Annotated in this window: 3 protein-coding genes and 1 pseudogene; 2 read left to right on the forward strand and 2 right to left on the reverse strand. The window is 73.5% G+C overall.

All coding sequences use genetic code 11. The features are described 5' to 3' along the window. Both HW445_RS11455 and HW445_RS11460 read right to left on the reverse strand, forming a co-directional pair. Positions 1 to 2,142 (reverse strand): annotated as a pseudogene (locus HW445_RS11455) (hypothetical protein); the annotation flags it as partial. A gap of 194 nt (positions 2,143 to 2,336) precedes the next feature. Further along, positions 2,337 to 3,074, reverse strand: a complete 738-nt coding sequence (locus HW445_RS11460; protein WP_374939632.1) for a response regulator transcription factor — start codon at positions 3,072 to 3,074, stop codon at positions 2,337 to 2,339. Between the two features lie 212 nt (positions 3,075 to 3,286). On the opposite strand from HW445_RS11460, the gene HW445_RS11465 reads away from it, so the two are divergent. Together HW445_RS11465 and HW445_RS11470 are read left to right on the forward strand one after the other, a co-directional pair. Beyond that, positions 3,287 to 4,621: a hydrolytic protein gene (locus tag HW445_RS11465; RefSeq protein ID WP_308798890.1), complete on the forward strand. Its 1,335-nt coding sequence runs from the start codon at positions 3,287 to 3,289 to the stop codon at positions 4,619 to 4,621. A gap of 502 nt (positions 4,622 to 5,123) precedes the next feature. Next, entirely contained in the window at positions 5,124 to 8,168 is a 3,045-nt protein-coding gene (locus tag HW445_RS11470; RefSeq protein WP_180220921.1) for an FG-GAP-like repeat-containing protein, read from the forward strand. Positions 8,169 to 8,388: the final 220 nt, after the last annotated feature.

Here is an 8,388-nt window from a genome sequence, read left to right on the forward strand (position 1 = left end):
CGTGACCTCGTCGGCGGTGCCGGGCGCCCGGACCGTGAGGTTCACGGACTGCTGGACGCCGGGTTCCTTCTGGCGGCCCGGGAGGGCGCCGGTCAGGGAGACGAGGTTGCCGGAGGCGATGTCCAGGAACTTGATGCTCTCGGGGCTGTTGGCGGCGACCCGGGCGCGGGCGCTGAACACCAGGCCGGCGCCGTCGGCCGTCCAGGCGGCGTCACGCGGCTGGTGCGGGCCGGTGTCGGTGGTGTCCGGCAGGTCCCGGCCGCAGGCGCCGGCCTGGTCGCGGGCGGCGGCGGGCAGCAGTACCCGGCACGCGTCACCCGACACGGACGTCACCAGCATGCCGTTGCGCTCGTCGATCCGGCCGCCGCCGCTCTTCCGGTTGAAGGCGATGCTCCGCCCGTCCGGGGAGAACGCGGGGCTGTCGTCGATGACCTCGCAGGCGCCCGGGCAGTTCTCCTCGCTCAGGTCGTGCTGCTCGACCGGGGTGGCCACGGTCGCGGTCCAGATGTGCTTGCTGCCGCCGCGTCCGTCGATCTCGTGGTTGCGGGTGAAGGCCAGGGTGGTGCCGTCGGGGGACCAGGACGGCTGGGCGTCCTGGTCCTGGGGCGCGTCGGACGGCGGGACGATCCGGCCGGTGATCTTGCCGCTGGCCACGTCCGCTATGAGGATGCGGCTGGTCCCCGCGGCCTCGCCGACGCCGCCCGGTGACACCCGGGTGAAGGCGAGCCGCTTGCCGTCCGGGGAGAACGCCGGGTCGGTGTCCCAGTCGTCCGGGCCGCGTTCGTCGAGTGTCAGGTACTCCGGCTTCGAGCCGTCCGCGTCCACGATGCGGATCCGCTCGATCCGGCGGTCCTGGGCGCCTTCGAACTGGGTGAACACGATGCGGCGGCCGTCGGGCGTGTAGTTCTGCCGCTCGGTCCACGGGTCGTATCCGGCCCTCGGCCGGAACAGCGGGTCCTTGGCGGGGTCGGTGTTGGTGTCCGCCTCCGGGTCCTCCGTCAGGACCGTCTGCCCCAGGTCCCGTGGATCGGACCCGTCGAGCCGCACGTCCTGCAGCGTCGCCACGTGCGGTCCGGACGCCGTGGTGCGCTCCACGACCGCGCGGCCCCCGTCGAGCGGGCCGAGCCAGGTGGGCGAGAGGACCTCGCGGTTCTCGTTGAGCACCAGCCCCGGGGTGGCGGCGGAGTACGCGGGCGTGCGGAACACGTGGTCCCAGTCGCCCTCGCACTCGCAGGTGATCTCCGGGCTGAGGAACATGACCTCGTCCCCGCCGGGCAGCCACGTCGCCCCGTGGGCCCGCCAGTCGGTCTGCTCGCCGCCGAGCAGCGGCCGGTCGGTGGACCCGTCGGTGCCGTCCGTCACCCGCAGCCGGGTGCCGGTCTGCCCGTATCCGGCGGGGGTGGCGGTGTAGGCGATGCGGTTCCGGCGCTCGTCGTCGGTGGCCGGGTTCCACACGGGTTCGGTGGCCGTGCCGTTCACGGGGTCGGTGACCCGGACGGCGTCGCCGCCCGCCAGGTCCCGCACGTAGATCTGCTGTCCGGCGGCGGGGTCGGCGTCGCTGGAGTACGCCAGGCGCTTCCCGTCCGGGGAGACGGTGGGCCACTGCTCGTCCGCGGGGGTGTCGGTCAGCTGCGTCAGGCGGCCGGTGCCGTCGGTGCTCACCTGCCACAGGTCGCGCTGGCTCCCGCCGTCCGCGCCGCCGGGTCCGGCCGAGTCGAAGACCACGGACCCGTCGCGCGTCAGCCGCGGGTGCGCCGCGTTCATGCCTTTGGTGAGGCGGAGCACGGAGCCGTCGGCGGACCGCAGGTAGACCTGCGGGTTCTTCTCGTCGCGGCGGCTCACGAAGACGAGCCGGTCGCCCAGGGCGGACGGCTGTGCGTCGAAGTGGGCCGGTCCCGTGCCGAACAGCGCGGTGCTGGAGGTGGTGGTGTCCACCCCGCCGAGGCTGCGGTGCCGGGTGCCGGCGTAGGTGATCCGGGTGACGGCGGCGTCCCGGGTCTCCGCGGCCGCGGCCACCCGCGGCGTGGAGGACGCGTCGTCCAGGCCGGACGCCGCGGTCACCCCGAGCAGCGGGACCAGCAACAGCGTCACCAGGCCGAACCACCCCGGGCGGTACCGCCCGCCGGGGCCAGCGGTTCTCATCACGGTCCCCCTAGCAGTCGGTGCGGCATCCGGATGTGCCCCCGCCACCCTGCGGCACCCCCGTGCGTCCCGGCAGGGCGGCGGGGCCATACCCGGGGGAAACGAGCGGTGCGCTTTCGGGCAGCGCCCGTTCCCGGCCCGGCCGTCGCGGGGCCGGGCCGCCGGGTACGGCGGCCCGGGGACGGACCGGGCCGTCAGATCAGTCCGTTGCGCAGCGCGTAGCCGACCGCGTGGGCCCGGTTGCGCAGTTGCAGACGCGTGATGACCTCGTGCAGCACGTTCTTGACCGTCCGTTCGGAGTAGGCGGTCTTGCGGGCGATCTCCGCGGTGTCCAGACCCTCCGACACCATGCGCAGCATGTCCGCCTCCCGCGCGGTCAGCGTGGACAGGGACATGCCGCGCGGGTCGAGCGCCGAACGCTGGAGGCTGCCCACGTGGCTGAGCAGCTTGCCGAGCAGGTCGCCGGGGAGCACGCCCTCGCCGTTGGCTATGGCCAGGACCAGGCCCAGGAGCCGGTCCTGGTCGGCTTCGGCGCGCCGCAGCACCGCCGCGACGCCGCACTCGATGACGCGTTGCAGCGAGCCGGCACCGAGGGTCGCGACGACCAGGCCGGTGCGGGTGCGGGTGTTGTGCCGCAGCTTGTGCAGCAGCGCCGCCACGTCGTCGTCGACGTGGTCCACGACCACCAGCGACACCTCCGCCCGCTCGTTGTCGGGGTCGGTGACCAGATCGATCTCGGGGCGCTGACGCAGCTGCTGGACGACGCCCAGGCGCAGGACCGGGTCCGCGGCGTAGACGGCCACGGTCACGCGCTCGAGGCGTTCGGATCGGGAAGTTCTGCGCATGGTCCAGGCCTGAGTGGGCACATGTGCCGTGGCGGACGTGACGGAAGTGGCGGGGTGGGCCGGGACGGCCTGCTCTGTGGTGGGCATGACGGCTTACCTGTCTGACGTGAGGGGGGTGGGGGCGAACGGCGGCGCGGGTGGGGAGGGAGTGCACCGGAAGGCGGCGCCCGCGGGGCGACGGGCCGCGCAGCCGGTGCGCCCATGCCTCCGGCCGTGCGTGACCGCCGGGGCACCGGCACTGCCCGGGCGTTGCCCCCGCGCCTGTCGTGGCGGCCCGGGGGCGGCCCTAGCGTGGCGGCGTGACGCCTTCTGCAGCCTCTTCCCGTCCCGGCACGCCCGGTCTCGACATCCCGGAAGTGACCGTGGCACCGGGTGACACCGCCACGACCAGCCTCACCGTCCGCAACGACAGCGACATCGTCGAGGCGTACAACCTGGAGGTCGTCGGGGACTGCGCCTCCTGGACCACCGTGGAGCCCGCGCGGGTCTCGCTCTACCCAGGAACCTCCGAGACGGTGACCGTCCGGCTGGCCCCGCCACGTTCGCCGGAGGTCCGGGCGGGCGAGATGCCCCTCGGCGTGCGGGTCCTGCCGACCGAACACCCCGACGCGGTGAAGGTTCTCGAAACCACCGTGCACGTCGAGGAGTTCCGGGAACTGCACACCGAGCTGGCGCCACGCCGTCGCCGCGGCTGGCTGCGCGGCCGCTACCGGCTGGCCGTGCAGAACCGGGGCAACTCGCCGGTGGAGGTGGGCTTCACCGCCGGCCAGCCCGGCGAGGAGCTGGGGTTCGCCTTCAGCCCGGCGGAACGGAAGCTGGAACCGGGCGAGTCGGCGGAGATCGGCCTGCGGGTCCGCACCGGCACCCCCGTGTGGTTCGGCGCCCCCGTGGTGTGGCCGTTCACCGTGGACACCGCGGAGACCGGCGCCCAGGAGGAGCCCCGGCCCGAAGAGGCCACCGTCCGGACGCCCCTGGACGCCGAGTTCGTCCAGATCCCGGTCTTCCCCCGGTGGCTGCTCGTCGTGCTCGCGGCGCTGCTCGCCCTGCTGCTCGCCTGGTTCATGCTGGTCCGCCCGGCGGTGCGCAGCGCGGCCAAGGAGGCCGCCGCCGAGGCGGTCCGGCCGAGCCCCACGGCCGCCGGGGAGCAGGGTTCGGCCGGGCAGGCCTCCGGTGCCGGAGCCGGCACCGGAGCGGAGACCGGCACCGGCCAGGGGACGGGCGCGTCCTCCGGATCGGGCGAGGGCGTCCCGGGCGGGAACGGCGCCGCGCTCGGTGGCCCGCAGATCTCGGAGACCATCGACGTGCAGACCGCCGGCGGGAAGACCAAGACCGGCACCTACCGGGTACCGGCGGGCAGCGTGTTCGGAGTGACGGACATCGTTGTCGCCAACTTCCAGGGCGACGAGGGGCTGCTGACGATCACCTTCGGCGGCCGCAAGATCACCACGATCGCGCTGGAGACCTTCCGCAACCAGGACTACCACTGGGTCACCCCCATCAAGATCCCCGAGAACGAAACCGTCACCATCGAAGTGACCTGCGGAAAGCCCGGGACACCGGCGTCCGGCCGTCAGGCGCAGGAGTGTCACGAGGTCCTGAACGTGACCGGCGTACTCAGCCGCACCACCCAGTGACTCCAGCCCCACCTCTGAGGCATTGTCGGCCGAATTAGCTGATAGTCGCCAACAGTTGACGCTCCATCCGACCGGAAATAACCACCATCGGACCGGAAAGCTACATCTCTGTCCCACATGCCGGACCGAACCGGTCCCGCATCGACCGGCACGCCTCCGCGGCCTGGCCCGCCAGGATCCGCGGCGGCACGTCGGACCCCTCGCGGCGGCGCCACCGCGGGGGGTCCGCGCTGTCCGGGCCGGCCGCGGGCGGGCACCGTCGCCTCCCGGCCAGGAGTTCGCGTCCGGTCCTCGTCACCCGCTCCATGAGAAAGCCCCAGGCCGGCGTCCCGTACACCCCATGGGCCCACCAGGTCCCACCAGGCCCCGAATGCTAGGATCCGGCCACTTGCCTGGGGGGGTAGTCGCACGTCATGCGTGCCGCCGGGTCCACGGCCCGCGGATCGGCCGCGTGCGCACACGTCTCTCCGGCCTTCACCTACACCGCTGGAGAGGTCCCCGCATGGGCAGACGCGTACTCGTCCGCAGTGCCACCGCCGCCACTGTCTCCCTGACGCTCGCGCTCGGGCTCGGTCCGGCGGGCGCCGCGAGCGCGGACGGGAGGACGGTCACCGGAGAGGTGGTCGTGCCGGCCACCACGTCCATGGTTCCGCGCACGGGCCTGATGAGCGCGGGACCGTCGGGATTCCTCCGGTACGAGGAGGGCCGCGGCCAGCTGTGGACGACGTACGACGGTGCCGACACCGTCGTCGACCCCTCGGGCACGGACGTGTACGGCGTCACCAGTGCCGGCGCGGGCTCGGACGTCGTGGCACACCACGACAGGTCCGCCAGGACCGTGACGCTGCGGAACATGGCCACCGGCCAGGTCGGCACGATCGCGCTTCCCGACGGGCACACGTACTTCAGCACGCTCGGGTCGACGGTCGTCACGACGGTGGGAACCCCCCGTGACTCCGTGTGGCATCTGCTGGACGCCCGCGCCGACGGCTCCGTCACCGATCGCACGGTGGAGGGCGTCCCCTCCGGCGCCGTCCTGTGGTCGGCCGCTGGGCTGGGCGACGCGCGCGGGCAGATCGTGCGGTACGGCAAGGACGACGAGGACGTCACCGGATGGCTCGACGTCGAGCAGGGACGTTTCACCGCCCTGCCGTACACGGTGCCGTCGTGGTACTCCCAGGTCGCCCTCAGCCCCACCCACGTGGTGTGGCTGTACGACGGCACCCTCCACGTCGCCTCCCGTCAGGACCCGTCCGCCGCCCCGCGGACCCTGCCGTTCGGCGACACCGCGGACGTGCTGGGCCTGGTCGGCGACACCGTCGTCGTGGCCCGGTACGACTCCGCCCTGGGCCACCACGGCAGCGAACGCGCGGTCTCGCGGGTCGAGGCCGTCCCCCTCGACGGATCCGCCCGGCGGACGCTGCTGGCCCGGACGTCCCGGCAGGCCGTGGCGACGCCGGACGGCGGGCTCCTGGTCGCGGGCGGCTCCGACACCGACCACTGGGGCGTCTCCCTCGTCGAGGCCACCGAGGACGGTGGCGTCGGCGTACGGCGGGTGGCGGACGCCCACCCGCGGCAGGCCGCCCACACCGTCTCCGACCTGACGCTCGCCCAGGGGCGGCTGACCACCGTGGAGACGGACCCCGTGGGTGGCTACACCTACCTCCACACCCGTGAGACCGGCGTGGCCGACTCCCCCACGGCCGGGACCCGCACCACCCGCGGCCGTTTCGCGCTGGAGGACTACACCGACGGCCGCCCGCGCCTGATCGACACCGGCGACGGCCGGACGGTCGTCGCCGACCACGGCATCGACCCTCCGCAGCAGCCCCACATCCTCCAGGCCTCCGAGTCGCTGCCCGGCACCCGGATCGACAGCACGCGCAGCTACCGGACGACGGCCGCCGCGCACGGCCGCTTCGCCGCCCTGACCTCGTACGACAGCGCCGGTGCGGCCCAGACGCGGGTCGTCGACGTCGACACCGGGCAGGCGGTGTACACCACGAGCGCGACCGTGCGGGCGATCTGGGGCACCACCGCCTGGGTGGCGTCCGGCAACGACGCGGTGATCCCCGTCGACCTGCTCACCGGTGAGCAGGGCTCGATGGTGTCCTTCGGGCGCGGCTGCCTGCTGAACGACTTCCAGGCCGTGGGCCGGTGGCTGCTGTGGAACTGCGTCCTGAACGCGGAGGGCCAGGGCGTCTACGACACGGTCACCCGGCGGAACGTGACGCTCGTGTCGGGCTCCGACTGGCAACCGGCGCAGCTCGGCGACGGCTTCGTCGCGACCGCCGAGGACGGGCAGCTCAAGGTGACCGACGTGCGCGGCGGGACGCCCGTGTCGCACACCGCCGGGAAGTTCGAGGGGAACGCCTGGGACGTCGACCCGTACACCGGTGTGATCGCCCAGCTCCGCTCCGACAACAGCATCCGTCTGACCGCCGGCGGCGTCCCCGTCTCCGGCCTCGTCCAGCGCGACGCCACCGTCGCCGCCTCGGTGGACGTCAAGGGCGGTGCCGCGCGGTGGAGCCCCAAGTGGTGGCTGAACAAGCCTGCGGCCTCCTGGACGCTCGTGCTCACCGGAAGGACGGGAACGGCCGTGCGCACGCTCTCCGGGGGCCCGGCCCGCGGTGTGGTCGCCCCGGCGTGGGACGGCAAGGACGCCTCCGGCAAGCTGGCGCCCAACGGCGCCTACACCTGGAAGCTGACCGTCACCCCCGCGGACGGGCAGGGCGCGGCGCTGACGAGGACGGGCACGGTCAAGGTCACCGGCGCCACGCCCGTCCGGCATGACTTCGTCGGATCGGACGGTTTCGGCGATCTGGTGACGCTGAACAGCTCGGGCGGGCTGACCTACCAGTACGGGACCGGCACCGGCGTCTTCACCGGCAAGCGGTCGGGTTCCGGATGGCCCACCACCATCCGCGCGGTGCCGTTCGGCGACCTGAGCGGTGACCGCTGCAACGACATGCTCGTGCGGTTCAGCAGTGGTGAGCTGCGCGCCTACCGGCCGGGCTGCGCCTCGGCGGTGACCCCGTCGACCGCGTACACCTCGCTGGGCACCGGCTGGAACCAGTACGACGTGCTGACCTCGCCGGGCGACCTGAGCGGTGACGGGCGGCCCGACCTGATCACCCGCCAGGCCTCGACCGGGGACATCTACCTCCACAGGGCGACGAGCACCGGCAAGCTCGCGGCCAGGGTCGAGATCCGCTCCGCGTGGACGTACAAGAAGATCCTCGGGGCCGGCGACCTGAACGGTGACGGCCACGGCGACCTGCTGGCACAGGACAGGTCGAACGAGCTCTGGCGCTACGACGGCACCGCGGCCGGCCAGTTCAAGAGCCGGGTGAAGGTCTTCGCCGACTGGGGGTCGAGCTACAACACCGTCGTCGGCGTGGGCGACATCACCGGGGACGGCCAGGCCGACCTCGTGTCCCGCGACTCCTCCGGCAACGTCTGGCGCAACGACGGCAACGGCAAGGGGTCCTTCAGCAGCCGTACCCGGATCGCCACCGGCTGGCAGGGGTACAAGGGCCTGTTCTGAGCCCGCCTCCGCCACCGCCCCACGGGCCCGGACGCCGCAGCGCGTCCGGGCCCGTGGCGTACCGCGCGGTCCCGCCGCCGCCCCGCCCCCGCGGCGCCCTCCCGGTCCGGCCGAGTTGCCGCCCGCCGCCGATACGAGAAGGTGAGAAGGAGGGCCGACGGAGGGAGCGCGGGGTGACGGGTTCCATCGACGACGCCACGGTGCTGGACGCCCTCTTCAA

Source organism: Streptomyces sp. UH6, from assembly GCF_013421635.1.
Classification (GTDB): Bacteria; Actinomycetota; Actinomycetes; order Streptomycetales; family Streptomycetaceae; genus Streptomyces; species Streptomyces abyssomicinicus.